At 57.0% G+C, this 24,791-nt stretch carries 28 protein-coding genes; 14 read left to right on the top strand and 14 right to left on the bottom strand.

Annotation, left to right across the window (positions count from 1 at the left end; genetic code table 11):
• Positions 1-37 precede the first annotated feature (37 nt).
• Together thyX and AC2FLU_RS10735 are read left to right on the top strand one after the other, a co-directional pair.
• The gene (thyX, locus tag AC2FLU_RS10740; protein ID WP_480517585.1) at positions 38-946 is read left to right on the top strand and encodes an FAD-dependent thymidylate synthase; all 909 of its coding nucleotides are present in this window, start codon (positions 38-40) and stop codon (positions 944-946) included.
• Between the two features lie 233 nt (positions 947-1,179).
• The gene (locus tag AC2FLU_RS10735) at positions 1,180-1,308 is read left to right on the top strand and encodes a hypothetical protein (RefSeq protein WP_480492915.1); all 129 of its coding nucleotides are present in this window, start codon (positions 1,180-1,182) and stop codon (positions 1,306-1,308) included.
• Positions 1,309-1,392: 84 nt separating this feature from the next.
• Here AC2FLU_RS10735 and AC2FLU_RS10730 read toward each other — a convergent pair whose 3' ends face one another.
• Positions 1,393-1,599: a cold-shock protein gene (locus AC2FLU_RS10730; protein WP_008758035.1), complete on the bottom strand. Its 207-nt coding sequence runs from the start codon at positions 1,597-1,599 to the stop codon at positions 1,393-1,395.
• A 215-nt stretch (positions 1,600-1,814) separates the two neighbouring features.
• On the opposite strand from AC2FLU_RS10730, the gene AC2FLU_RS10725 reads away from it, so the two are divergent.
• Together AC2FLU_RS10725 and AC2FLU_RS10720 are read left to right on the top strand one after the other, a co-directional pair.
• Positions 1,815-2,132 carry an ArsC/Spx/MgsR family protein gene (locus AC2FLU_RS10725; protein WP_480473464.1) on the top strand — a complete coding sequence of 106 codons (318 nt, stop codon included), beginning with the start codon at positions 1,815-1,817 and terminating at the stop codon, positions 2,130-2,132.
• 41 nt (positions 2,133-2,173) lie between these two features.
• Positions 2,174-2,542, top strand: a complete 369-nt coding sequence (locus tag AC2FLU_RS10720; protein ID WP_480473463.1) for a hypothetical protein — start codon at positions 2,174-2,176, stop codon at positions 2,540-2,542.
• A gap of 1 nt (position 2,543) precedes the next feature.
• On the opposite strand, the gene AC2FLU_RS10715 is transcribed toward AC2FLU_RS10720, so the two are convergent.
• From AC2FLU_RS10715 to thrS, 5 genes are all read right to left on the bottom strand, one after another.
• Positions 2,544-3,062 (bottom strand): DoxX family protein, encoded by a 519-nt coding sequence (locus AC2FLU_RS10715; protein ID WP_480473462.1) that lies wholly within the window; start codon positions 3,060-3,062, stop codon positions 2,544-2,546.
• On the bottom strand, positions 3,059-3,820 hold the full coding sequence (locus AC2FLU_RS10710; RefSeq protein WP_480473461.1) for an HvfC/BufC family peptide modification chaperone: 762 nt from the start codon (positions 3,818-3,820) through the stop codon (positions 3,059-3,061). Before AC2FLU_RS10710 ends, AC2FLU_RS10715 begins: the two co-directional genes overlap by 4 nt.
• Positions 3,817-4,674, bottom strand: a complete 858-nt coding sequence (bufB, locus tag AC2FLU_RS10705; RefSeq protein ID WP_480492916.1) for an MNIO family bufferin maturase — start codon at positions 4,672-4,674, stop codon at positions 3,817-3,819. Before bufB ends, AC2FLU_RS10710 begins: the two co-directional genes overlap by 4 nt.
• A 72-nt stretch (positions 4,675-4,746) precedes the next feature.
• Positions 4,747-5,049, bottom strand: coding sequence for a BufA1 family periplasmic bufferin-type metallophore (locus tag AC2FLU_RS10700; protein ID WP_267365389.1), 303 nt, complete (start codon positions 5,047-5,049; stop codon positions 4,747-4,749).
• A gap of 221 nt (positions 5,050-5,270) precedes the next feature.
• A complete protein-coding gene (gene thrS / locus AC2FLU_RS10695; RefSeq protein ID WP_496811970.1) occupies positions 5,271-7,229 on the bottom strand; it encodes a threonine--tRNA ligase in 1,959 nt (652 codons plus the stop codon).
• Positions 7,230-7,423: 194 nt separating this feature from the next.
• Between thrS and AC2FLU_RS10690 the strand changes: the two genes are divergently transcribed.
• The 4 genes from AC2FLU_RS10690 (at position 7,424) to AC2FLU_RS10675 (ending at position 10,621) form a co-directional block, all read left to right on the top strand.
• Entirely contained in the window at positions 7,424-8,173 is a 750-nt protein-coding gene (locus AC2FLU_RS10690) for an alpha/beta hydrolase (protein WP_480553824.1), read from the top strand.
• Entirely contained in the window at positions 8,173-9,165 is a 993-nt protein-coding gene (locus AC2FLU_RS10685) for an alpha/beta hydrolase (protein WP_496714848.1), read from the top strand. The genes AC2FLU_RS10690 and AC2FLU_RS10685 overlap by 1 nt, the downstream gene beginning before the upstream one ends.
• 41 nt (positions 9,166-9,206) lie before the next feature.
• Positions 9,207-9,821: a hypothetical protein gene (locus tag AC2FLU_RS10680; protein WP_480553893.1), complete on the top strand. Its 615-nt coding sequence runs from the start codon at positions 9,207-9,209 to the stop codon at positions 9,819-9,821.
• Positions 9,822-9,904: 83 nt separating this feature from the next.
• Entirely contained in the window at positions 9,905-10,621 is a 717-nt protein-coding gene (locus AC2FLU_RS10675; protein ID WP_496808676.1) for an alpha/beta fold hydrolase, read from the top strand.
• On the opposite strand, the gene AC2FLU_RS10670 is transcribed toward AC2FLU_RS10675, so the two are convergent.
• Both AC2FLU_RS10670 and phaZ read right to left on the bottom strand, forming a co-directional pair.
• Complete coding sequence (locus AC2FLU_RS10670) at positions 10,612-11,199, bottom strand: DUF6151 family protein (RefSeq protein WP_496808677.1); 588 nt, start codon at positions 11,197-11,199, stop codon at positions 10,612-10,614. The genes AC2FLU_RS10675 and AC2FLU_RS10670 overlap by 10 nt on opposite strands.
• 5 nt (positions 11,200-11,204) lie before the next feature.
• Complete coding sequence (gene phaZ, locus AC2FLU_RS10665) at positions 11,205-12,476, bottom strand: polyhydroxyalkanoate depolymerase (protein WP_480553820.1); 1,272 nt, start codon at positions 12,474-12,476, stop codon at positions 11,205-11,207.
• 111 nt (positions 12,477-12,587) lie between these two features.
• On the opposite strand from phaZ, the gene AC2FLU_RS10660 reads away from it, so the two are divergent.
• The 3 genes from AC2FLU_RS10660 to phaR all read left to right on the top strand — a co-directional run bounded on the left by AC2FLU_RS10660 (position 12,588) and on the right by phaR (position 15,655).
• Positions 12,588-14,390: a PHA/PHB synthase family protein gene (locus AC2FLU_RS10660; protein WP_496808678.1), complete on the top strand. Its 1,803-nt coding sequence runs from the start codon at positions 12,588-12,590 to the stop codon at positions 14,388-14,390.
• 131 nt (positions 14,391-14,521) lie between these two features.
• Positions 14,522-14,968 carry a phasin family protein gene (locus AC2FLU_RS10655; RefSeq protein ID WP_209503426.1) on the top strand — a complete coding sequence of 149 codons (447 nt, stop codon included), beginning with the start codon at positions 14,522-14,524 and terminating at the stop codon, positions 14,966-14,968.
• Positions 14,969-15,103: 135 nt separating this feature from the next.
• The gene (gene phaR / locus AC2FLU_RS10650; RefSeq protein ID WP_267365377.1) at positions 15,104-15,655 is read left to right on the top strand and encodes a polyhydroxyalkanoate synthesis repressor PhaR; all 552 of its coding nucleotides are present in this window, start codon (positions 15,104-15,106) and stop codon (positions 15,653-15,655) included.
• 48 nt (positions 15,656-15,703) lie between these two features.
• On the opposite strand, the gene AC2FLU_RS10645 is transcribed toward phaR, so the two are convergent.
• From AC2FLU_RS10645 to AC2FLU_RS10620, 6 genes are all read right to left on the bottom strand, one after another.
• A complete protein-coding gene (locus AC2FLU_RS10645; RefSeq protein ID WP_496808679.1) occupies positions 15,704-16,918 on the bottom strand; it encodes a DegT/DnrJ/EryC1/StrS family aminotransferase in 1,215 nt (404 codons plus the stop codon).
• Positions 16,919-17,031: 113 nt separating this feature from the next.
• The gene (locus AC2FLU_RS10640; protein WP_496808680.1) at positions 17,032-18,336 is read right to left on the bottom strand and encodes an NAD(P)/FAD-dependent oxidoreductase; all 1,305 of its coding nucleotides are present in this window, start codon (positions 18,334-18,336) and stop codon (positions 17,032-17,034) included.
• Between the two features lie 8 nt (positions 18,337-18,344).
• Entirely contained in the window at positions 18,345-19,703 is a 1,359-nt protein-coding gene (locus AC2FLU_RS10635; protein WP_480473449.1) for a glutamine synthetase family protein, read from the bottom strand.
• A complete protein-coding gene (locus AC2FLU_RS10630; protein ID WP_496808681.1) occupies positions 19,703-20,383 on the bottom strand; it encodes a type 1 glutamine amidotransferase in 681 nt (226 codons plus the stop codon). Before AC2FLU_RS10630 ends, AC2FLU_RS10635 begins: the two co-directional genes overlap by 1 nt.
• 59 nt (positions 20,384-20,442) lie before the next feature.
• Positions 20,443-21,762, bottom strand: a complete 1,320-nt coding sequence (locus tag AC2FLU_RS10625; protein WP_496808682.1) for a glutamine synthetase family protein — start codon at positions 21,760-21,762, stop codon at positions 20,443-20,445.
• A gap of 67 nt (positions 21,763-21,829) precedes the next feature.
• Entirely contained in the window at positions 21,830-22,198 is a 369-nt protein-coding gene (locus AC2FLU_RS10620; protein ID WP_480621995.1) for a hypothetical protein, read from the bottom strand.
• 21 nt (positions 22,199-22,219) lie between these two features.
• Between AC2FLU_RS10620 and dusA the strand changes: the two genes are divergently transcribed.
• From dusA to AC2FLU_RS10605, 3 genes are read left to right on the top strand one after another with little or no spacing between them, the layout of a single operon-like run.
• Positions 22,220-23,170: a tRNA dihydrouridine(20/20a) synthase DusA gene (gene dusA / locus AC2FLU_RS10615; protein WP_480517561.1), complete on the top strand. Its 951-nt coding sequence runs from the start codon at positions 22,220-22,222 to the stop codon at positions 23,168-23,170.
• Between the two features lie 17 nt (positions 23,171-23,187).
• Positions 23,188-24,012, top strand: a complete 825-nt coding sequence (locus tag AC2FLU_RS10610) for a sulfite exporter TauE/SafE family protein (RefSeq protein ID WP_480545360.1) — start codon at positions 23,188-23,190, stop codon at positions 24,010-24,012.
• Positions 24,009-24,791, top strand: a complete 783-nt coding sequence (locus tag AC2FLU_RS10605; RefSeq protein ID WP_496808683.1) for a hypothetical protein — start codon at positions 24,009-24,011, stop codon at positions 24,789-24,791. The genes AC2FLU_RS10610 and AC2FLU_RS10605 overlap by 4 nt, the downstream gene beginning before the upstream one ends.

Below are 24,791 nucleotides of genomic sequence, written 5' to 3'. Positions count from 1 at the left end.
TAGTGGCAGGCGACTCATAGCCAGAAAGGAAGATTCGATGCCGCTGTCCCCTGATCAACAGGCCGAGATCGACGCGCAACGCGCGCAATCGCATCCCACGCGTCGAGTTGTCTCGGCGGGAATGGAAGATCACCTGTACACAGCGCATCAGGTTCTGGATCATGGCTTTGTCCGCGTGATCGACTATATGGGGGACGATGCCGCCATCTGTCAGGCTGCGCGCGTTTCATACGGCAAAGGCACCAAATCTGTTCAGAATGATGAAGGGTTGATCCGGTATCTGATGCGGCACTGGCATTCGACGCCTTTCGAAATGTGCGAAGTCAAATTGCATGTGAAATTGCCGGTGTTTGTGGCGCGGCAGTGGATCCGGCACCGGACCGCCAACGTGAATGAATACTCGGCACGGTATTCAATTCTGGATCGCGAGTTCTATATCCCTGCCCCTGAACATGTGGCGGCACAGTCCGAAGTAAACAATCAGGGCCGCGGGGCAACGTTGGAAGGTGAAGAGGCCGCGCGTGTATTGGAAACCCTCAAGGCGGACAGCACGCGGTGCTATGACAACTACGAGTCCATGATCAGCCAGGACGGGCAACAGGGGCTTGCCCGTGAACTGGCCCGCATGAACCTACCCGCAAACGTTTATACGCAGTGGTATTGGAAGGTGGACCTGCATAATCTGTTCCACTTCCTGCGCCTGCGTGCCGACCCACATGCTCAGTATGAAATCCGCGTTTATGCCGAGGCGATGTGCAAGATCGTCGCTGATTGGGTGCCGTTTGCGTATAAGGCGTTCGAGGATTATCGGCTGGGTGCGGTAAACCTGTCTGCCCAGATGGTCGAAAGCCTGCAACGAATGCTGGCAGGAGAGGCGGTCACGCAGGAAAACTCGGGGATGACGGCGCGCGAATGGCGTGAGTTCGAGGCGATCATTCGCAGATAGAACCGACAAGCTGCATAGCTTTTGTCTATACGTGTCGTCATGGAATTGTTACATTGGTTCCATGGCCCGCTTTTTGAACCTTGCTCTGTTATGTCTGGTTTTTGGTTTTGCCCTACCTGTGCGAACCAAATCCCCATAGCTGAGGTTCTGTGCGAACTGGCGCCCCGGCTGCACCAGAAACTGGAAAGTCAGTTCGGCGCGTGGCATCGGGTGTTCGCGGGCCGGAACAGGTTATGGAAGTCTGGGCAAGTCAGCGCGGGGACTGGACAATGGTTGTCACCTACGCGACAGGCACATCTTGCATCGTGGCTACGGGCGAAAACTGGAATAACCACGCCGACGCCAAGCCCGCGCGAGGGTAATGGAACGAAACCGGTGGGGGATGGATAACGGCCGGAAATTGGCCGTCATCCTTAATGATCTACCGCGTGTTTAGCGGGAAGTCGTTACAGTGGTTTCAAATCAGCTGCCATTTGGCGGCCGTCGCGTCCGTCCTGCAACTCGTACGAAACTTTTTGGTTGTCTGCGAGTCCGGTGAGGCCGGACCGTTCTACGGCCGAGATATGTACAAACACATCTTTGCCCCCTTCGTCAGGGGCAATAAATCCATAGCCTTTGGTGGTATTGAACCATTTCACGGTGCCGGTTGGCATGTCCCGTGTCTCCTTCTACTTACGCATTGTCCCACAAATTGGTGGGGGCTGTGGTCAGCGTCACCACACAAAAAAACTGCGTAGCGTATGCTGAACAGTCCAATTCGTGCGTTTCGCCTTTTTCAACATTGCACGGTGAAGTAAAAAATCAAGAATAACCGCAAGAAACGGGCAAGATTGCCTAAAAAGGAAGCAAGGGCAGGAGCGTCAAAGACATGCAGCTTTATGGATTGAAAAACTGTGACACCTGTCGCAAGGCATTGAAATCACTTCCAGACGCCAAGTTTTTTGACGTACGCAGCGACGGTGTGCCGGATTCGGTGCTGTCACGGGCCTTTGCTGAGTTCGGCAATGACTTGCTTAATACCAGATCGACGACATGGCGCGGATTGGACGAAACCCAGCGTGCCAAGGCCCCTTTGGAGCTTTTGAGAGAGCATCCGGCCCTGATGAAACGCCCACTGATCGAAGCGGATGGCAGGCTGTTGTTGGGCTGGACGGCTGAAACCCGTGCTCAGCTTGGCATTTCTTGAACGAGTGCCTATCTGCCTGAAAGCAACAATGAGGATTTTCAATGCGTAATGCCGCAATGTTATTGGGTGTAATCGCCGGGTTGATCGGCATGATCGTCGGGTTCTTCGGCTATGCGAAGGTGGTCGTGGTTGACCATGTCGGTGAAATTGAAGGCATGCTAAGCCAGGTCGACAATCCTGATCTGGTGCAAGCCATTTCGATTATCGCGCCCCTCTTGGCAATCGCGGGCGGGGCCATGGCGCCAGCGCGCGCGTTGATTGCCGGGGTCTTGTTGCTGGTGTCGGCGGCCGCGATGTACTACGCGTTCGGCTTTGGTGTTTTCACCATGTTCCCGATCACATTTGCTGCTGTCGCCGGAGTACTTGGGCTGGCCGCAGGAAAACCGGACCAGCCCAAGGCGCATTTCTAAGTTACTTAAGGCGCAGGATCCGGTCGAGTGAGATCGGGCCTGCGCCGTTGACGACGATCACCAGCATCAGGAAGGTCCACATCGTGCGCTGATCCATCAGGGACGGGGCCGCGTCGAACAGGCTGCCCAGTTTCACGCCATGTCCGGTGACGTCGACAAGGGTCTGCACCCAGATAAAACCGATCATGCCCAAAGCCGCCAGACGCGAGAACAGTCCAACCAGAAGAAGCGTCGGAAGCACAAATTCTGCAACCGTTCCCATGAAGATGACGATGCGTTGGAAGAACGTCATTTGGGACACGTCATACAGAACAGCTTCTGCCGCTTTGGGGAAAATCTGACCAAAGGCACCTGCCGAAGGCGAAAAGATCGATCCGTCGATCTTCAGCATGGCCGAGTTCCAGTAATAGACCAGAAGAACCGCAACAAAGACCAGCCGTGCCAGCGTAGGGGTCAACCAGCCAGACGCAAAGTCCAGTTTTCCCATGGTGTTATTGTAGGTTGAGATCAGAGCAGTCATGTCTTGGGCCTTTCGATAGTCACAGAGGTTATTGCACCACCCTTCAGAAGCAGTGCCAGAGTGGTTCCAAGATCAAATTCAGGCAGTTCAGCAGTCGTTTTTTCAAATGCCCCGCCGATTGTGTCGCCGTTCTGCATATAGGCGATCCAGTCTGCACCACCCGCTGGAAGCGGATTGGGTGTCGGGTCGAACTCGGCGCGCGTGATCAACACATCCTCGGCCCGTGCATCTGGTTTCGGGGCATCGGCTTCCATGTTGAAGCGCCAGATAGCGTGAATGGGCCAGTCCGAGCGGATCACCTGCATGGCCGGTGCAAACTGCAACCGGGCCTGCATGACCTGCTCGGGCTCGACCGCTAAAACGTCTGCCGGCGCAGGTTCGCTGTCGGCGGCGTGGTAGGACTTGCGCAAGGCAATCTCTAACCGGGCCACGTCGGGCAGGTATCCGAGATGGGCAAGTTGGGGCATTCCGGCCAGAAAATCAGGAAACGCCTCGCCATAAAACATCATCAGAGGAGAGGAGGGCGGGTGTTGACGCAGGAAAATCCCGGCCAGCCCATCCATGTTCTGCGCCCCTAGCAATTTGGCAATCACGGGAAACGCCTGATGCATCGCCTCGGTCAGCGACACCGCAACATTGTTGCGGTACACGCTGAACCGGCGACCGGCGGGGCGCGCGCCACCGTCCAGCAATCCGCCGGGAACGGGCGCTGACGCATCCATCATGGCCGCGCGGAATTCAGATTGCGAAACACTCATACCGGTATCCGGTCCAGTGCGGATTGCGCGCGAACGGCCTCATCTCGCAGAACGGGCCAATCCGGCACATCAGTGTCCCATTCGATCAGAATGGGTTTTGGCCCCGAACGCTCCAGCACATAATCCAGCAGGGTCCACACCGGGTCGACCACTTCTCGTCCGTGACTGTCGATCAGCAGCGGATGACCGTGATCGTCTTCATCCTCATCATGGCCGCCAAGGTGGATTTCCGACACTTTTTCAAGCGGATAGGCGTCAATATAACTTTGCGGCGAGAATTCCAGATTGGTGGCCGAGACAAAGACATTGTTTACGTCCAGCAACAAGCCGCAACCGGTGCGCCTGGCAATCTCCCTCAGGAAATCAGGTTCGGACCAGGTGCTTTCCTCGAAGGCCAGATAGCTGGACGGGTTTTCCAGCAGCATCTGGCGCCCGACCGTGTGCTGGACCTGGTCGATATGTTCACAAACCCGCGCAAGAGTTTCGTCGGTATAGGGAAGGGGCAGCAGGTCGTTGTAAAAATGGCTGTCATGGGTGGACCAGGCCAAATGTTCGGAAAAGCTTGCAGGGTTCAGCCAGCCTACCAGGTGTTTTAGCCGGGCCAGATGATCAGGGTCCAGCGCGCCTTCACCGCCAATGGAAAGGCCAACGCCATGGACCGAGATTGGGAACTTTTCGGAGAGGTGGCGCAGCTGCGCCAAGGGCCGCCCGCCGTCGCCCATATAGTTCTCGGCATGGATTTCCAGCCATGCAACAGGCTGTGCGTGTTCAAGTATCTGAGCAAAATGTTGCGGTTTGTAACCTACGCCCGGCGCTGCAGGCAGGCGGTTTGACCGGTGGGTGTCATCCAACATGGGCCAGTTCCTCGATCACGAAAGGGAAAGGGCGGGCGATGGAGCCCGCCCCTTGAAATCGTCAGGCCAATCTTATGCCGGCAGGTCGCGTTCCAGCGCTTCCAGCGAACCTTTGCGCGGTGTGCCGTTTGCTTCTGCTGGCAGTTCGATGTCGGCGCAAGTGCCTGCGTCAACCAGGGTCCATGCGTTGCCCTGATAATCAACGGTCGAGGTGCCCGCGCATGTGGTTCCGGGACCTGCGGCGCAGTCGTTCTGGCCGGCCAGCGATACACCGTAGCACTTTTCTTTTGCCTGTGCGCTTGCTGTGGTTGCGGCACCAGACACGGCGGCTGCGACTGCGGTTGCGATAACCAGGGATTTAGCTGTTTTCGACATCTCGGTAATCCTCTTGATGACTGGGTATGTCTGCTTGTGACAATGACAAAGGTAGTGGCTTGATGGGCAGAGTTGAATTCACGAGCCCGTGTCTCACAAGCGCGTCATGGGGCGGCCTGCCCCCTTGCAGCGTAATACACTGTTTTTGATGAAGAAAGGGTGAAATGTTACAATCCGACCCCATAGGAGGGGTCGGATTTTTTTGGATATGGTGCTGTTTGTTACAGCAGATCTGGCGGGGTGGCGGCGCGTGCCAGCTCTTTTGTTACAACATCAAGCGGTTGTACCTGAGTCTGTTTTTCACCCAGTCGCCGCACGCTTACGGTGCGCTCGTCAACTTCGCGGTGACCGACGGCCAGAATTACAGGTACTTTGCCGACCGAATGCTCACGGACCTTGTAGTTGATCTTTTCATTGCGGATGTCAGCCTCGGCCCGCACACCTGCCGCGCGCAGGGTTTCGACCACTTTGGCGACATAGTCGTCCGCGTCGGATGTGATGGACGCGACGACGACCTGACGCGGGGCCAGCCAGAACGGCAATTTGCCTGCGTGTTCCTCGATCAGGATACCGATAAAGCGTTCGAAGGATCCCAGCGTGGCGCGATGCAACATGACGGGGCGGTGTTTGGCCCCGTCGGCGCCGATATAGGTGGCGTCCAGCCGTTCGGGCAGAACGAAATCGACCTGGAAGGTGCCGCATTGCCAGTCACGCCCGATGGCGTCCGTCAGAACGAATTCCAGTTTCGGACCATAGAATGCACCTTCGCCCGGGTTCAGTTCCGGTTCGATCCCGGCGGCACGGGTGGCGGACAAAAGTGCCGCTTCTGCCTTGTCCCATACCTCGTCCGATCCGGCGCGGGTTTCGGGGCGGTCAGAGAATTTCACCGAAAAATCCTCGAATCCCAGATCCTTGTAAATCACGCTGAGGAAACGGATGAATTCGGCGGTCTCCGCCTCGATCTGTTCTTCGGTTGAAAAGATATGGGCGTCGTCCTGCGTGAACCCGCGCACCCGCATGATGCCATGCAATGCACCAGAGGGTTCGTAACGGTTACACGATCCGAACTCGGCCATGCGCAGCGGCAGGTCGCGATAGGATTTCAGGCCTTGCTTGAAAATCTCGACATGGCAGGGGCAGTTCATCGGTTTGAGCGCGTTGACGGCCTTTTCGCGGGCATGTTCCTCGTCGACTTCGACGATGAACATGTTTTCCTGATATTTGTCCCAGTGGCCTGATCGTTCCCACAGTTTGCGGTCAACGACCTGCGGCGTGTTCACCTCGACATACCCACCCTTGCGCTGCTGACGGCGCATGTAGTCCTGCAACTGGGTGTAGATGGTCCAGCCATTGGGGTGCCAGAAAATCTGACCGGGGGCTTCTTCCTGCATGTGAAACAGGTCCATCTCGCGGCCTAGTTTGCGGTGGTCGCGCTTTGCGGCCTCTTCCAGCATATGAAGGTGGTCTTTCAGTTTTTCCTTGCCGGTGAAGGCCACGCCGTAGATGCGTTGCAGCATCGCGCGGTTGCTGTCGCCGCGCCAATAGGCACCGGCGATGGACATCAGCTTGAACGCATCACCGGGAACCTGACCGGTATGTTGCAGATGCGGACCGCGGCACAAATCCTGCCAGTGGCCGTGCCAGTACATGCGCAACGGCTCGTCCCCGGGAATGGCTTCGATCAGCTCAACCTTGTAGGGCTCGTTATTGGCCTTGTAGAACTCGATGGCCCGCTCGCGATCCCAAACCTCGGTGGTGACAGGATCGCGCTTGTTGATGATCTCTTTCATCTTTTTCTCGATGAGGCCAAGATCTTCGGGCGTGAACGGTTCTTCCCGGTCGAAGTCATAATACCAGCCGTTTTCGATAACGGGGCCGATGGTGACCTTGGTCGCAGGCCAGATTTCCTGCACGGCGCGGGCCATGATGTGGGCCAGATCGTGGCGGATCAGTTCGTCGGCCTGCGCGTCATCCTTCATGGTGTGGATGGCAAGCTGTGCATCGGCTTCGATAGGCCATTGCAGGTCCCAGTGTTTGCCGTCAACGGTGGCCGAGATGGCCTTTTTGGCCAGCGAACTTGAAATATCGGCAGCCACCTGCGCGGGCGTAACCCCTGCGTCATAGGAACGTGCATTGCCATCTGGGAAAGTGAGAGAGACGGATTTTGAATCCAGGGCCATTTCGGCTCTCCTCGTCGGTTTGGCGCCCACTGAACGCCCGGTTGCGGGTTATTTGCGTCTGGCTGATGTGGCAGGTGCAGCAATTCCTGTCAAGGGTCGCAGGGTACGGTCACTGACGCCACGACACCCCGAATTCGGGAATTGCGACCAACGGGCTGCCGTGCATGATGTTCCCCAAAGCATAAGAGGGTTTCATGGCGGCGACGGATTTTCTGGAAACAGCACAAGGGCGAAAACTGGCCTATCACAAAACCGAAGGCTCAGGGCCGACCCTGGTTTTTCTGGGTGGGCTTATGTCGGATATGGAAGGCACCAAGGCAGTCCATCTGGAAGCTTGGGCGCAGGCGCGGGGGCGGGCCTTTTTGCGGTTTGATTATTCCGGTCATGGCGAAAGCTCTGGCGCGTTCAAGGATGGCTGCATTGGGGATTGGCATGAGGACACTGTCGCTGCGGTCGATGCCTTGACCAAGGGGCCGCTGATCGTTGTCGGCTCGTCCATGGGGGGGTGGCAGGCGCTTTTGCTGGCCAAGGCCCTGCCGGACCAGATTGCAGGTATGGTCACGATCGCCGCCGCGCCGGATTTCACGGAAGATGGCTATTGGGCATCCTTCACCGATGACCAGAAAGCCGCCCTGGAAACTGTCGGGCATGTCGAGTTGCCGTCCGATTACATGGAACCTTACATCGTCACCAAACGGATGATCGAAGATGGGCGGCAGCGCCTTGTACTGCGCGACACGTTGAACCTGCCGTTCAAGGTTCGTTTCCTACAGGGAACAGCGGATACAGCCGTTTCGACTGAAACGGCCGTTAGGTTGCTGGACCACGCAACAGGGCCGGACATGCAGCTTCTTTTGGTCAAGGATGCCGATCACAGGTTCTCGGATGATGCATGTCTTGGCTTGATCGAGGCGGCGGTTCTGGATGTGTTGGGAGACGCGTGATGCGGCGTTTGGGATGGCTTCTGGGGCGCTTGTTCCTTGCGTTTATTGTCATCGGCGGCCTTATCTACTGGTTTGGTCCGCGCGAAGAGGTGAACCTGAGCCCAAGCTTTGATCCGCGCAAGTTCGGTGAGGGCGTACAGGTTTATTTCGAAAGCACCGAAGCCGCGTTTGACGATATCGTTCCGGGTGTCGAAAAACGAGTGATCTGGCAGGATGGCTTTAACGAACGGCGCACCCCGTATTCCGTTCTTTACATCCATGGCTTTTCAGCAAGTTCCGAGGAAATCCGGCCAGTGCCGGACCTTGTGGCAGACGCGCTGGGGGCCAATCTGGTTTACACACGCCTGCAAGGTCATGGGCGAACCGGATCAGCCATGGCGGAAGGCACTGCCTCGGGCTGGATGCAGGACACCGCCGAGGGATTGGCGGCCGCGCGTGCTGTTGGGGACAAGGTGATCGTAATCTCAACTTCGACCGGTGCGACGCTTGCAGCCGCCGCCGCTTTGGATGCCAGCCTCAGCGAAGATGTTGTCGGCATGGTCTTTGTCTCTCCGAATTTCGGGGTCAACACGGCCGCGGCATGGATTCCCACTTTGCCATGGGCGAGGGATTGGTTACCGGTCCTGATGGGGGACGAACGCGATGTATCGGGGCCAGACCCGGAAAAGAACAAATATTGGTCTACGGTCTATCCGTGGGAATCGGTCGTGCCGATGTCCGTTCTGGTCGAAAAAGTCTATGCGCTGGATTTCTCGAACGCCCTGGTGCCCGTGCTGTTCTGGTTCTCGGACAACGATCAGGTGGTGCGCCCTGACCGCACACACGAGGTCGCCGAAGCGTGGGGTGCGCCAGCATCCGTCAAACTGGTGACAATGGGTCCCGAGGATGATCCGTCATCTCATGTTATTGCCGGTCGCCTGATGTCGCCAGGGCAGACCGACGCGGCTGTGGCCGGTATCCTGGATTGGTTAAAAGGGCTGGGGGTGGAATGATGGCGGCCTCGGGTCGCGGTAAGATGCGTAAGCCGGGCAGTATGTGGAGCCTTGAGACCTTAGGGCGCGTTCGTCTGTCCCGGTATTTCTTCATGCGCGATTTCCTCTATTCCGAGATCGGGAACTTTCACCAAAAACAGAACATTCCAGACAATCCGGATCTGGCTATCGAGACAGGACGTGCGTTCTGTGAAACTCTGCTGGACCCGCTGGAAGAGACCTTTGGCAGGATCGCTGTGCGCTCGGGCTATCGCTCACCGTCGCTAAACAGGTTTGGCAATGAAAACAAACTGAACTGTGCCCGAAATGATCACCCGTTGGAATGCCACATCTGGGATCGTGGGGACGGGGATGCGCGGATTGCCGGGGCGTCTATTGTAATCCCCTGGTTTGCGGATCAGTTTGCGCAGGGCCGGGATTGGCGGGATCTGGCATGGTGGATGCATGATCACCTGGATTATTCCGAAATCTGGTTTTTTCCGAAACTCTGCGCTTTCAATCTGGTGTGGCGCCCTAAACCGCAGCGGCGGATTGACAGCTACATTGCGCCACGCGGATGCCTTCTGAAACCGGGCGCTGAGCCCGAGGAAAGTGCGGCTTCACGACGGTCCCGCTATGCTGACTTTCCGGCTTTTCGGGCAATCGCCTATCCGTGACGTTCCGCTTGTTTGAATGTGATAAATTCTCAACCTGACTACAAACCCAAGGGCTCGGAATACCGAGCATATGGAGCCCCTGCGTGATCGAGCCGCTGGTACTGCTACCTGGACTGATGTGCGATGCCCGACTGTATCGCCCTCAGATCGAGGTGTTTTCGCAGACGCGACCCGTAACCGTTGCGCCGCTCTCAGCAGGTGAGCGTATCGAAGAGATCGCCTCGGGTCTGCTGGACCAGCTTCCACATCGGTTTGCACTGGCTGGATTAAGCATGGGTGGTGTGGTGGCGTTAGAGCTGATCCGCCGAGCACCGGAACGTGTGTCGCGCCTGTGCCTGATGGCAACTGATGCGCAGGCGGACACGCCTCAAATGGCGGCCAGTCGCGAAGACCTGATCATTGGCGCGCAAGGTGGCCGGTTGGAGGAGGTCATGCGGAAACTTGTAGGGTCCGACGCGCTGGCACCGGGCCCGCAGCGTATTCCCATCCTGAACGGCTTGCTGGCAATGGCACAGGATTTGGGTGCTGAAACTTTCGTGCGTCAGATGCGTTCCCTGCAACGCCGCCCTGATCAACAGGTCGCATTGCGTCGCATCAAGGTGCCCACGTTGGTTCTGTGCGGTGCGCACGACACTCTGACACCTGTCAAACGGCATTCTTTCATGGCAGAACTCATTCCCGGAGCGGAACTGCTAGTTATTGAAAAGGCCGGTCACTTGCCGACACAGGAGACGCCCGACATCGTCAATGAGGCGCTGCAAACCTGGTTGGACGCCCAGCAACGGTTTGATTATTGGTAAAGCGTCGCGCGTTCAGTCTTTGAAATGACAGTTGGCATAACCACGGGCTCACCGGTATTCCGGTCGAAAAACGGTGTGTACTTCCACCGCCCGGACAGGCGCGATCCGGCGGCCCTGCGCAACAGGCCAAAAATGGCGGCGCCGGGATTTTCGTGCTTTTGCTTTCCGTTTGGTTGGGGAACAAACCCGCGTGTCGTGACGGGTCCTAGCGCCGAAGCACCACCCGCAACCCGGCCGACGATAACGCCAGCAAACGGGAGTTTCGCGGTTTTGGGCGTTGCCGCCAAAGGTGCGTTACAGCAACTGGCGTACCAACGCAGCATGCCCTTGGGGCTGAGTTGCATCGCCGCAAGATACTGACTTCCTGTGCTGATTTCGATCTCATCCGGTGCGATCTGAAAAATCCCGACAGGTCCGGGTGCGGGGTCCGGTTGCTTGAAATACAGTTGAGCGGCTCGGCAATCATTGCAGAAACACTCAACATGTGTGCCTTGCCTAACACCGCGGGTTGAAATACGTCCCTGCAAGTTGCCGCATAGACAGGAAAAGGCGAGGCCATTTTGCGCTGACCCGCTCATGTCGGTTAGGCTACCTTGTTGGAGTTGGCCGCGCGACGGTTTGGTTTTCGCGCGTTTTCGTTCATGAAATCAATCACAAGAGGGCGAATGTTGTCGCGCCAGCTGCGGCCTGCGAAGATACCATAATGACCGGCACCGGGTTCGACGTGGCTTGCCTTTTTGCTGTCCGGCAGGCCGGTGCACAAATCCAGCGCGGCAATACACTGGCCGGGTGCGGAGATGTCATCATTTGCACCTTCGACAGTCTTCACCGCAACATCGGTAATCTTACTGATGTCCACCTTGTGACCCGCGACCACGAACTCGTTTCTCGCAATCTCTCGATTTTTGAAGACCCGCTCGACCGTCGAAAGATAGAACTCGGCTGTCATGTCCATCACGGCCAGGTATTCGTCATAGAAACGGTTATGGGCATCCTGGTCCGAGGCCTCGTCCCGCATGACGCGCTGGATCTGGTCGGAAAACGCTTTGGAGTGACGATCTGCGTTCATGGACATGAACGAGGCCAATTGCAGCAGACCCGGATAGACCATACGTCCAACGCCCTTGTACTTGAAGCCAACACGCTGGATCATTGTTTCTTCCAACTGGCCCATGGTGACGCGACGACCGAAGTCTGTCACATCGGTCGGCGTTGCGTCCGGGTCGACGGGGCCACCTATTAGCGTCAGGGTGCTTGGTTGAGCTTTGGGTTCAATCTCGGCCAGGTATGCCGTTGCGGCCAAGGTCAGAGGCGCAGGCTGGCAAACGGCAACAACATGGGTGTCCGGTCCAAGCTCTTTCATAAAATCTACAAGGTAGAGCGTGTAGTCTTCGACATCGAATTTACCTGCAGACACAGGGATATCGCGCGCATTATGCCAATCGGTGATGTAGACTTCGCAATTGACCAGAAGGCTTTTGACTGTCGACCGCAGCAACGTTGCATAGTGACCGGACATCGGGGCAACCAACAGCACTTTGCGCGGTTGTTCTTTTCGGCCATTGATGCGGAAATGTACCAGATCACCAAAAGGGCGTTCCAGAACGGTCGTGATTTCAACCAGATGATCCTTGCCATCTTCGCAGGTGAACGTGCGAATACCCCAATCGGGCTTTGCAACCATCCGCTGGAACGTACGCTCGGTCACTTCACCCCAGGCGGCCATCCAGTTGAATGCGGGGTTCGGCACCATGGAAAACATCGGATAAGACGCCATCGCGCTGGCGGTTGCACCAAGCCACTGGTTGGTGTTTCGCGCAGTTTCCATCAGGTCGTAGGTCATCATGTAGCGCATAAATGGGGCCTCCTGAGTGTCAGCCTGAGAGTTCGGACCATTCGTCGCTTTGCCCCCCAGCACCCACGACGTTATTCTGCATAGCAGCGAGGTTAGGGGGGAATTGTTAAAATGACAACTAGTGAAGACCACATGCCAGACGTATCCGAAGAACATATTGAACGCCTTAAAGAAAATATGGAAAAGGTCGAGAAGCTGTCCAAGCGCCTGATTGAGGTCATGGCTGTAAAACGGCCGCACACACCCGCGCTGGACGGCCCGAATCAAGAGCTTTTCGCACGAGCAGCAAGTGCCTACTGGGCGGAGGCTTGGCAAAATCCCGCCAAACTACTGGAACAGCAGATAGAATTCTGGGGCAAGTCAGTGCTGAACTTTGCCGAGGCGCAGAAAGCGCTGACTGCGTCTGACGCGGAAGGCGAAGCCCCCAAAACAGAAGACAAGCGATTTTCGAACCCCCTTTGGGAGACCAATCCCTATTTCCGACTGATCCGCCAGCAATACCAGACCAATGCGCAAGCGATCGCGCAGGCTGTTGCGTCCGTGGACGATCTGGATGCCAAGGACAAAAGGCGGCTGCAATATTTCTCGCAGCAAATCGTCGATATGATGGCGCCGACAAACTTCCTGGCGACCAATCCGGATGCATTACAAAAAGCGGTCGAAACCGAGGGCCAGTCACTGATCAAGGGGTTGGAAAACCTTGTGTCAGATCTTGAGGCCAACAATGGCGAGCTGGTCGTCAAACTGGCAGATGAGAGTGCCTTTGAGGTCGGCGGTAACCTGGCGACGACGCCGGGGGAGGTGGTTTATCGTAACCGGATGATGGAACTGATCCAGTACAAGCCGGCGACCGAAACTGTATGTGAGACACCGATTGTCCTGTTCCCGCCCTGGATCAACAAGTTCTATATTCTGGACCTGAAAGCCCAGAACAGCATGATCAAATGGATCACCGAGCAGGGATATACCCTGTTTGTAGTGAGCTGGGTCAATCCGGACGAAAGCTATGCCGAAACCGGCATGGAAGACTACATTCAGGACGGTTTCCTGACCGCGATCGAGGCGGCCAAGAAGATTTGCAAGGTCAAACAGGTCAACGCGGTGGGGTATTGCATTGCAGGTACCACCCTGAGCCTGACGCTGTCTCTGCTGAAACAGCGAGGAGACAAGTCGGTCAAATCGGCGACCCTGTTCACCGCATTGACGGATTTTTCCGATCAGGGAGAGTTCACGCCTTTCCTACAAAACGATTTTATCGACGGAATCGAAGAAGAAGTGAAAAAGGAAGGTGTTCTGCGGTCGTGGATCATGGCGCGCACAATGTCATTCTTGAGATCACGTGACCTTATCTATGGCCCGGCCATTCGCAGTTACATGATGGGGGAAGTGCCCCCGGCCTTTGATTTGCTGTACTGGAACGGTGACGGAGCCAACCTGCCTGCGAAAATGGCGGTGGAGTACTTGCGTGGGCTATGCCAGCGCAATGAATTCGCGACCGATGGCTTTGAGGTACTGGGGCATAAGCTGAAGCTCGGTGACGTTGATGTGCCCCTGATAGCCATCACATGCGAAACCGATCATATCGCGGCGTGGAAAGACTGCTATCGCGGTGTGCAAAAGATGGGCTCGAGATCAAAAACTTTCGTGGTTTCCGAGTCGGGTCATATTGCGGGCATTGTGAACCCGCCCAGCAAGAAAAAGTATGGGCATTACACCAACCCGGATTTGAAAACAGACGCCGCCACCTGGTTAAAGGAAGCCGATTTTCATGAAGGGTCTTGGTGGCCCATGTGGGATGCCTGGCTTAAGAAACGGTCGGGCAAGCAGGTACCGGCCCGTGAACCTGGCGATTCGAAGCACCCGAGCCTGGGTGCTGCACCCGGAACGTATGTAGTGGCAAAACCAAACGCCTGATTTCATTCTGAAACTTGATTTTTTCTGCAGCGCAGCAAGAAAAAACTTGCAATGCTGCGCTGCAGCAATCATATTGTCCTCAAGCTGATGAAACCCGGGGTGGGCCCGGACTGGCTAAAAGGATTATGACAATGGCTAAGACCCAAGACTTTACCGCGATCATGAAAGACATGATGGGTGCATTCCCCGTGGACACAACCGCAATGGAAGGCGCATTCAAATCGACCGCTTCGCTGAATGAAAAGCTGTCGGGCGTTGCTCTGGAAGCAGCAGAGAAATCGGCAGAAATCTCGAGCAAATGGACCAAAGACACGCTGGCCAAACTGACCGAGATGTCGAAAGCCAAGGCAGAGCCTGCCGACTACGCAAAAGCAGCAACCGATTTCGCAAGCGCTTCTGCTGAAGTTGCAGCCGAGAACATGGCCGCTTTCGCAGAAATCGCAAAAAAAGTTCAGACCGAAACCGTCGAACTGCTGATGGCTGCTGGTAAAGAAGCTGCGGAAGAAGCATCCGCTGCTGTTAAAAAAGCAACCAACGACGTGACCACAGCCGCTAAAAAAGCTGCTGCTGCGAAGTAAGAAAAGTCAGCGAAACGCACCCGACCCTCCCTATAGGTGCAATCGCGTTGGGCAGGTCCATTGACCTGCCCTTTCTTTTTGTGCTGCACTCGCATAACCTGTGCTGCAACGCATCATCCTTGGGGAGGGAACCCGGTGTCGGACCAAGAAAAACCGCTGCTGATCAAGCGCTATGCCAGCCGTCGGCTGTATAACACCGAGACCAGCGATTACGTGACGCTCGAAGATATCGCGGGATTCATCCGTGACGGGCGCGAAGTACAGATCATCGACCTGAAATCCGGCGACGACCTGACACGGCAGTATCTGCTGCAAATCATTGCTGAACATGAAAGCCGCGGCGAGAATGTGCTGCCGGTCAATGTTCTGAATGATCTGGTGCGCAGCTACATGCTGCCGGGCGGGGGCATGATGCCGCAATTCCTGCAAAGCTCGTTCGATATGCTGCGCGAAAGCCAAAGCAAGATGATGGAAAACATGAACGCCATGAACCCGATGTCCCAGATGCCGGGTTTTGAAGCGTTGCAAGCACAGCAGCAGGCATTTCTGAAGGCTATGACAGGTGGGTTGTCTGGCAGATGGTCCTCGCCAGAGAAGGAAAGTGAAAAGTCAGAGCCGAAAGAGGATCTTGACGATATCAAGAAACAGTTGGCTGAACTTCAACAGAAGCTTTCGAAACTGAATTAAGGTGAGCCGGAGGAAAAGGCCCACCATTTAAGTGGGCCAGTTCTAGTCTCAGGTACCGTAGACCGGCATTGGGCCGGTCACTTCGCCAACGGCGGCCAGCAAAATATCTGCAATCACGTCCAGCTCTGCGCGCGTCAGGCGTACGGGCAGTCGGACGTCACACGCTTTCATCAGCATATCACGTGTTTGCGGCAGCTCGAACGTTTCCGGCAGGAATTGCCAGTTCCAGAAGGCGCGCGCATTGTCCTGGCTCAGGCCAAAGACCTGAACTTTGACACCGCGTGCCTCGGATGCGGCGGCAAATGCGCGAATCTCGTGTTCCTGCAACCCAACCAGATTGAACTGAATCGAGTCCGGCGCGCGCTGCTCGGGGGGCAAGGGTGCGGGCACGTCGATATGGGGTGAGGTATTCAAGCGTCCGGCAACATAGTCGTGGTTCGCCAGACCGTCGCGAACACGACGGGCCAGTTCCGGGATCTGCGGGCGGATCACAGCGGCGCTCAGGTTGTTCAAACGCAGGTTATAAAGCGGCAACTTGTTCTGCCAGCGAGCGAAGGCCTCTTCCAGCTCGGGTGAGTTGTCGCCGTGCGGTCCTTTGTGTTTCTTCCAGTTATGTTCGTACGCGCCCGACATGATGACGGCACGGGCCACCAGATCTGCATCGTTTGAGATCAGAATACCGCCTTCGCCCGCATTGATCATCTTGTAGGACTGAAACGAGAAACAGCCGACCTTGCCGATGGTTCCGATATTTTTGCCATGCCAGGTCGTGCCCAGCGAATGAGCAGCGTCTTCGACAACCGGGATGTCACGCGCGTCGCACAGCGCCATGATCGCGTCCATATCAGATGTGTGGCCGCGCATGTGACTGATGATCACCGCTTGAACGCTGTCGAGCTTGGCCTCGAAATCGGGCATGTCGATGCGATAATTCTCACGCACTTCGCACAGAACCGGGATGCAGTCCGCGTGAATGACTGACGAGGGAACTGCGGCAAATGTGAAGCCGGGGATCAGGACGCGCGCATCGCGCGGCAAACCCAGTGCCTTAAGTGACAGAAACAGCGCAGCAGAACAGGACGAAACAGCGAGAGCGTATTTTGTGCCCAGCAGTTCGGCAAACTCGGCCTCTAGCAAAGACACCGGGGCATCTTGCGGGGCGGTATAACGAAACAAGTCGCCCGACTGCATCAGGGCGTCGATGGCTTCTTTTGCTGCTTCTGGGATGGGTTCGGCGTCATGAACGTTTGGTGGAAGCGTCATATTTGGATTTCCCGAATTCTATCTTTGGTAAAGATAAAGCTATTCAGGTGGCAATCCAAGCCCTCAATCGTCGCGCCAGCGGAAATTCATCAATTTGTCACAAGTAACGTGGATCAGATCCCAAGCCGGTCCCGCAAGGCGAACCATGTCATTGCCAGTACCAGCAGCGGGTTGCGCAGGGCGGATCCGCCGGGGAAGGGCAGGGTTGGCACGCGGGCCATTGTATCGAACCCTTCTGCCTGTCCCTGAATGGCCAGCGCCATCAGTTGCCCGGCATGGGTCGCCGTGCCTACACCATGACCGGAATAGCCGGAAGCAGACAGAATATTGGGTGCGATACGCACCAGATAAGGCATCCGCCGCATGGTAATGGCCAGCGTCCCACCCCAAGCGTAGTCGATTTTGACATCGCGCAGATGTGGGAAAATCTCGGTCATCGGCTTGCGGACCTTCGCAGCGACATCCGCAGGAAAACGATAGCCATAGCTTTCGCCGCCACCGAACAAAAGCCGGCCATCGGCGCTAAGGCGGAAATAGTTCACCACGAACTTGGTATCCGCGACCGCGACATCCTGCGTCAGGACCCGCGCAGCCTCGCTGCCAAGGGGTTCGGTCGCTGCGATGAAGTTGTTGATGGGCATGACACGGGCCGCGACGGTCCGGTTGAGATTGCCAAGATAGCCATTGCAGGCCAGCACAACATGGTCGGCCCTAACGTTCCCCCTGGCGGTCAGGATCAGGGCAGGCCGGGTTTCGTCAATATCGATGACTTCGGTGCCCTCAAAAATGCGAACACCCGCTTTGGCCGCAGCCTGCGCCAACCCCAGCGAAAAGTTCAATGGGTGCAGATGAGCGGCCCCCATGTCCAGATACCCACCCTTATAAGCGGGTGAGGGGCACAGTTTGTGGCCTTCGTCTTCATCCAGCAGCTTGATCTGGTCATAGTGATACCGGTCGGACAGATGGGCTGCATGGTCATGCAGCTCTTTTCGTTCCGAAGCTGACAGACCCAGAACCGCGACACCGGGTTGCAAGTCGCACGCGATCTGATGCTTGGCGATCAGTGATTTGACCAGATCCTTGGCGTCTTCGGCCAGGTCCCACAGCTTTGCGGCATCCGGGTCGCCAACAAGACGCTCAAGGTCTTCCTGATCCATCCGCTGCGCGCTGCCCAGTTGACCACCATTGCGCCCCGAGGCACCAAATCCGACACGGTGGGCTTCAAGCAGAACGACATCGAACCCCGCCTCGGCCAGATGCAATGCTGCGGACAGGCCTGTGTAGCCACCGCCCACAACGCAGACATCCGCCGTAATATCTTCGGCCAAAACAGGAAAGCGTTCCGTTGGGTTCGCCGTCGCGGCATACCAGCTGGCAGGGTATTCGCCCTTGCGGTCATTGGAATAGAGCAGGTTCACGAAAAGTCTCAGACGTTGATCAGCAGATGTTCCCGTTCCCACGGAGAGATGACCTGCAGAAATTCTTCATATTCGGCCCGCTTCACGATGCCATAGACACGGGCAAACTCGGGGCCAAGGATTTCGTGCAGGGCTGTGGCTTCGTCAAACATATCCAGCGCATCGCCCATGACCTGGGGGATATCCCCTTCGCCTTCATAGGCGTCACCATAGAATTGACGACGCGGGCGTTCTTGTTCAACCAGACCCAGATAGCCGCACGCCAGCGACAGGGCGATGCCCAGATACGGGTTGCAATCCATACCGGCGATGCGGTTTTCGACACGGCGCGATTCAGGTCCGGACAGAGGAACGCGAATGCCTGTAGTGCGGTTGTCGCGGGCCCATTCCAGATTGATCGGTGCGGCGTGGTCTTTCACGTAGCGACGATACGAGTTTACATAAGGTGCCATCACGGCCAGACCGGAGGGCAGATGGTTCTGCAACCCGGCAATGAAGTGATAGAACGCGTCCGTTTCGCCGCCCTGCGGGCCCGAAAAGATATTCTGGCCGGTCTCCATGTCGATAATCGAATGATGGATATGCATGGCCGAGCCCGGCTCTTCCTCGATCGGTTTGGCCATGAAGGTTGCAAAACAATTGTGCCGTAACGCCGCCTCGCGGATCAGGCGCTTGAAGTAGAAAACCTCATCAGCAAGTTTGACTGGGTTGCCGTGGCGCAGGTTGATCTCCAACTGGCCCGCACCGCCTTCCTGGGTGATGCCATCGATTTCGAACCCCTGATGTTCGGCAAAGTCATAGATATCGTCGATGACCGGGCCGAACTCGTCCACCGCGGTCATCGAATACGCCTGCCGCGCCGCAGCCGGGCGGCCAGAACGCCCCATCATCGGCTTGATTTCCTGTGCGGGATCGACGTTGGGGGCGACCAGAAAGAACTCCATTTCTGGCGCAACAACCGGTTTCCAGCCTCGGTTGTGATACAGCTGGACCACGCGTTTCAACACGTTACGGGGGCTATAAGGGATCGGATCACCATCCCGGTCATAGGCGTCGTGGATCACTTGCAGCGTCCAGTCCCCTGTCCAGGGTGCGGCTGAAGCCGTCGAATAGTCGGGCTTCAGGATCATGTCCTTTTCGATGAACCCGTCGTCACCTGCGGCTTCACCCCAGTCCCCCGTGATGGTCTGGAAGAATATGCTGTCAGGCAGGTGAAAATAGGATTGCTTGGCGAATTTCGTGGCAGGCACGGCCTTGCCACGTGCAATTCCGGGAAGGTCCGAGATGATACATTCAACCTCGTCCAGCCGCTGTCCGTGGAAATAGGCTTTGGCGGCTTCCGGCAGTTTATCAGTCCAATCAGCCATCAGGCTCTCTCTTTCTTTAAAAACTCGGCCATATGGCGCGCGATTGTGGCGTTGTCATCCGGGGCGGTTTCGCGATTTGCGGCCTCGCGCATCAGGTCTTCGGGGACGACGCCTTTTCCCCGTGTGCGCATCAGGCCCGCGACAAAACCATTGGTGAATTCAGGGTGGGCCTGAACCGTCCAGATCGTGTCTCCATAAGCCAGCATCGCGTTTTCGCAAAATGCGTTCTGACCAAGAACGCGCGCGCCTTCGGGCAACTCGACAACCTGATCCTGATGCCAGGCATTCAGCCAGACTGTGTTGCCGTCAAACTTGTATTCAGTGCGTCCGACGGCCCATCCGCCCTTGAACTTCTCGACCTTGCCGCCCAGTGCCTGCGCGATGATCTGATGCCCAAAGCATACGCCGATCAGTGGCTTTCCGCTTTGCTGTATCTCTCTGACCAAGTCTTCCAGCGGGGCGATCCACGGCAGGTCTTCGTACGCGCCGTGGCGCGAACCGGTTATGACCCAGCCATCTGCGTCATCCGCGCCGCTTGGGAATATGCCGTCGACCACGGCGAAGGTCTGGAACTCAAATCCGTTGCCACCGAGAAGTGCAGGAAACAGCTCATCATAGTCGCCGAATTCGCCATGCAACGCATCTGGTGTGTGGCCGGTTTGTAATATGCCGATTTTCATGTGTCACCAAATTTGATCAAATTAACTCTAGCTGAGTCCGAATGAGGCGGCAAGGGGGGTCAAACCGCTTCGAGATAGCTCAGCCAGTGATCTTCAGGAGCGATACGCTCAAGTCGTTCAATTTCCTGTCGCTTGGTCATGATCAGGTACTGGATCAGATCCGCCGGGAAAAGCCGGGCGACCAGGGGGTCGGTCTCAAATCTGTCAATTGCGGCCGCCCAGTCTGGCATCAGTTGAGGCAGGTCTTCGATATCGTAGGCATTGCCTGTGATCGGGGCAGGGGGCCGCAGACCGTCTTCGATCCCGGCAAGGGCTGCACCCAAAACCGCGGTCAGCATCAGGTAGGGGTTGATGTCGCCACCTGCGACGCGGTGTTCGATGCGCCGCGCTGCTGTTGCCCCGCCCGGGATTCGAATTGCGGCGGTTCTGTTCTCATAGGCCCAGCAGGCCCCGGTCGGGGCATGCGCACCCGGTACAAGCCGGGTGTAAGAATTGCCGTGGGGCGCAAAAATCAACGTGCTGCCTGGCATGGCCGCCACACAACCCGCGACGGCGGAATGCAGAATGCCGGTCCCTTCAGGCCCGCCATTGTCAAACACATTGCGCCCCCGATGGTCCAGCACCGAGAAATGCACATGCATCCCATTGCCTGCATCATCGGCATAGGGTTTTGACATAAATGTTGCGGCAAACCCGTGTTTGCGCGCCAGGCCGCGTGTCAACGCCTTGAAAAGCCACGTATCGTCGGCACAGCGCATGGCATCCTGATGATTCAGGTTGATCTCGAATTGGCCAACGCCACTTTCCGAGATGGCGGTTTGCGCGGGGATATCCATGGCGGCGCAGCCATCGTAGAGATCTGTGAAGAAATCCTCAAACGCATCCATTTCAGCGACCGACAGAACGGATTCATGCAGCAGGCGGCGCCCGGTGATCGGGTTCAACGGAGGTTGCGGTTGCGCACCCGAAGCATCGATTAGTGTGAATTCCAACTCAGTCGCCGCAACGACCGACCAGCCGCGTTTGGCATAACGGTCAAGAATGGCAGACAGAGCGTGGCGCGGATCACCCGCAAACGGGGTACCTGCATCGTCATACAAGCTCATCGGAACCAGCGCCGTTTCTTTCGGAAGCCAGGGCACAGGCACCGGGCCCCGGTCGGTTGGGCGCAGCACGCCATCCGCATCGCCGGTTTCAAACACCAGCGGGCTGCCGTGAATGTCCGCGCCCCAGAGATCGACATTGAGTGCCGAGAACGGCATGCGCACGGCGCCTTTCTCCAGCTTGCCCGCATACTCAGGGGGCACGCGTTTGCCCCGCATCTGACCGTTCAGGTCACATGCAGTCACGCGAAAACTGTGCAAGGCGCTCAGGTCCATTGGGGGCTCCGTCAATTCTGTTTCCCCGTGATTTACTTCAATGGATCAGATTTGTCACCAAATTTGATCAAATTTTGATATTTGGGACAGATGTGACTGCTCGGCATAGTTTTTGGGCGAGTACGAAATTGGTCTTGCTGTCAAAGCTCGCGCCTTGCGTTTCCTTCAGTGAAAACATCACGGAAACATCTGTTAAGCCATTGATCATATTCTCCAATGGCGTTGTCTGCGGCAAGTCAGAGAGCGGCTGGATTTTCCCAGTGTTGAAAGCGCGGCGATCGGATTTGATACGACGTCCGAACCCGCAAATCAGCTTCGTTTGCCAAGTCCTCAAGAATTGGCTTATTTTGGCGATTTTTCTATGATAGCTGCGGGTTTCGTATTCTTGAGGATGGTTGAGTTGACTGCACGTGGAAGAGATAACATTCAACACCATGCTACTCTGAGCATTGCCCCCATGATGGACTGGACCGACCGCCACTGTCGGTATTTTCATCGGCTGCTTAGCACGGAAACCTTGCTGTATACCGAGATGGTAACGGCACCGGCGCTTGTCCGAGGAGGGGCGCTGCATCTGTTGGATCATTCACCGCAGGAACATCCCGTGGCTTTGCAGCTGGGTGGGTCCGATCCGGAGGAGCTGGCGCAAGCGGCGCGTTTGGGTGCTGATGCAGGATATGATGAGATCAATCTGAACTGTGGATGCCCGTCGGACAGGGTGCAGTCTGGTACTTTCGGGGCGGTTCTGATGAAAGATCCGGCACGGGTTGCAGAATGCGTCGCAGCAATGCGCGAAGCGGCGAATGTAGATGTCACGGTCAAATGCCGCATCGGTGTGGATGACCAAGAGCCCGAAGAAGTTCTGCCTGCGTTTCTTGAGCAGATCAGTGCGGCGGGCTGTCAAAGAGTAACGATCCATGCGCGCAAGGCGTGGTTGCAGGGGCTGAGCCCTAAGGAAAACCGCGATGTTCCACCGCTTGATTATGACCTTGTGCATCGGATGAAAGCCGCGTTTGCGGATCTGCATATATCGATCAATGGTGGTATCGCCAGCTTGGATGAAGCAGCAGCACATCTGGACGCGGGTCTTGACGGTGTCATGATTGGTCGGGCGGCCTATCATCAGCCCGGTGATATCCTGGCAGATGCCGACCGGCGCATCTTTGGCGTTGGAACCGTTCGCGATCCGCTGACGGTTGTTCAAGAAATGGTGCCCTATATTGAAAGGCACCTTGCCAATGGCGGGCGTTTGCACCAGATCACGCGGCATATGCTGGGTCTCTTCGCGGGGCGCCCCGGTGCGCGGGCATGGCGGCGCGCCTTGTCCGAAGGGGCCGTGCATGAAGGGGCCGGGCCAGAAGTCATGCTACAGGCCCTGGACCATATTGCGCCGATGGTCGAGGTTTAAACGGCAAGGGGGGGACGATGCCCGAGACAGTGTTGCTGGCCCAGATGATGGGCCTTTTGCTTGTGATCGGCGCGCTGGCCGGTGTGCTTGCCGGGCTGTTGGGAGTGGGCGGCGGTATCGTTTTGGTCCCCGCGTTCTTCTATGCGTTTCAGACGCTTGGCTATGGCGGCCCGCAACTGATGCAGCTTTGTCTGGCGACGTCGCTGGCCACGATCATTGTAACGTCGATGCGGTCTGTTCTAGCCCACAACAAGAAGGGTGCCGTGGATTGGGATATCCTGCGCGGTTGGGGTCCGGGTATTGTCGTCGGCGCAATTGTCGGAGTGCTGGTCGCATCGGCGCTGCGGACCGAGGCCTTGCAGGCACTGTTCGGAATTCTGGGCATGGTGATCGGTGCCTATCTTGGGTTGGGTCGCGCAGAATGGCGGTTGGGCGACGCAATGCCCGGCGGAATCAAGCGGGCCGTCCTGTCCCCTCTGGTCGGGTTTCTTTCCGTTCTGATGGGCATCGGTGGAGGCAGTTTCGGTGTGCCGCTGATGAGCCTCTATAACACCCCTATCCACCGCGCGGTCGCGACCGCGGCCGGGTTTGGCGTGATCATCGCCGTACCCTCGGTCATTGGGTTCTTGTTTGTAGATATCGCGCCCGAGCATCGCCCCCCGTTGACCATTGGCGCGGTTAATCTTGTGGCCTTCGGGATCGTTGTCGCAATGACAATGATCACCGCGCCCTGGGGGGTAAAGCTGGCCCATGCGATGGACCCAAAACCGTTGAAACGTGTCTTCGCCGTGTTCCTGACGCTGGTCGCGCTGAACATGCTGCGCAAGGCCGTGGGCTTATGAGCGATTTTTCTGCCCGGGGCTGGGTGAAATTCCCGTATGATCCGGTTTTGGCCGAATGGGTGAACCACGCTTTGCCTGCCGCACGGGCGTCGACAACGGACCCGGCCCACGCGGAATGGTTGGATTGCGAAGGTACGTGGTTCATCGGTGTCGACGCACTATCCAATGACACGAAGGGCAGGGTCGGGCAGTCCGGGCCTCTGACCGGAAAGGCCATGGCGTTCATCGACAAACACTTTGGAGATTTACCGCTGCACAAGGGGCAGGTTTCGGTTGTTTATCCGGGTTATCCGCGCCCGCGCCGGGGCGAGAATGAAGCGGCCACCCGGTACCGTCGAAACAGGGATGCGGCCCATGTGGACGGTTTGCGCCCGACAGGGCAGGATCGCCGCCGCCGGGTTGATGAACCTCATGCCTGGATTCTGGGCATTCCACTGACTGAGGCCAGCTCAGACGCGTCTCCGATGGTGGTGTGGGACGGCAGTCATGACATTCTGCGGACCGCGTTCAGGCAGGCGCTTGAAGGGACGCCACCTGAGGTCCTGCACGAAGTAGACATAACCGACATCTACCAATCCGCCCGTCGCGAGGTGTTTGCGACCTGCCCAAGGATCGAGTTGCCTGCAAAGCCGGGAGAGGCCTATTTGCTTCACCGCCATTGCCTGCACGGCGTTGCTCCTTGGGCCGAAGGGGCGACGGCGGGGCAGGATGGTCGAATGATCGCCTATTTCCGCCCCGAATGCGCCGGTGGAGTAGCCGAATGGATCGAATCCGCCTAA

Source organism: Ruegeria sp. SAZD013, from assembly GCF_059612525.1.
The sequence above is the reverse complement of the archived record's forward strand: the minus strand, read 5'-3'. Positions and strand labels throughout refer to the sequence as shown.